General features: G+C 70.1%; 1 protein-coding gene. It reads left to right on the top strand.

Annotation, left to right across the window (positions count from 1 at the left end; translation table 11 throughout):
- Positions 1-132 precede the first annotated feature (132 nt).
- Positions 133-591 carry an RICIN domain-containing protein gene (locus tag ACFC0B_RS08400; RefSeq protein ID WP_376083844.1) on the top strand — a complete coding sequence of 153 codons (459 nt, stop codon included), beginning with the start codon at positions 133-135 and terminating at the stop codon, positions 589-591.
- Positions 592-1047: the final 456 nt, after the last annotated feature.

The raw sequence follows: 1047 nt of genomic DNA, 5'->3' as shown, positions 1-1047 counted from the left end.
ACTTATAACCCATCACCCCCCAAACCTTTTTTTTTGGTGTGTTGGGGGGTTTTTTTTTTTTAATACCCCCCCTTTTTTTTTTTTGGGGGGGCCCCGGGGCGGGGGCCCGGCCCCACACCGGGAGGAAATGCGATGAAGCTCGTCAAGCGCACCGCCGCCCTTGCCGCCACGACGGCCCTGCTGGCCGGCGGGGCGACGTTCCTGACCGCCGGCTCGGCCAGCGCGGCCTCCGGCTACGTCACCCTCACCAACCTCGCCACCAGCCGCGTCCTGGACAGCAACGGCAACGGCGACGTCTACACCCTGGGCGCCAACGGCGGCTCCTACCAGGTCTGGTGGGCCGATGACCTGGGCGGCAACACCTTCACCCTCAAGAACCTGGCCACCGGCCGATGCCTGGACAGCAACGGCGACGGCCACGTCTACACCCTCGGCTGCAACGGCGGCAACTACCAGAAGTGGGTCAAGGAGTGGGGTGGCAACGGCTGGTTCTACCGGGACGTCGCCACCGGCCGCTACCTGGACAGCAACGTCAACGGGAACGTCTACACCCTGGGCGGCAACGGCGGGAACTACCAGAAGTGGAGCTGACCCCCGCGGTCGCGAGGTAAAAGCCACCTGAACGACGCATGAAATGCCCTCCCCGGCGCCTCAATCTCCGGGGAGGGCACCCATGTTTTTCCGGAGAAAATCAGTGCACCGACCTACGGCCCCCGCCGAATGGCGGGGGCCGGCGAACCATTGCCCGAATGGGAGCCTGCGGGGCGGCACTCGGGAAGTCGGCCGGACCGACTTCCTGGGCAGGAGCGGCCCGGGCGAACCGGTAGCACTGGTCGTCGGCCACCAGGTGTGAAGCCGTGTCTGCCCGGTCGGCGGCGGCGCCGGCCGTACGGTCGGACCCATGGCCGACCTGAACCCACGCGTGGTTGCTCCGGCGGGGGGGGGGGGGGGGGCGGGCCCCCCCGCCGCCGGGGGGGGGGCCGCGGGGGGGGGGGGCGGGGGGGGGTGGGGGGGGGGGGGGGGAGGCGGGGGGCGGCGGGTGGGTGG

Source organism: Kitasatospora sp. NPDC056184, assembly GCF_042268405.1.
Classification (GTDB): Bacteria; Actinomycetota; Actinomycetes; order Streptomycetales; family Streptomycetaceae; genus Kitasatospora.
This window is presented reverse-complemented; position numbering and strand designations above follow the sequence as displayed.

What these genes read in the sequence shown, in the direction of transcription:
- ACFC0B_RS08400 (WP_376083844.1), top strand. Translation starts at nt 133, where the DNA reads ATGAAGCTCGTCAAGCGCACCGCCGCCCTTGCCGCCACGACGGCCCTG.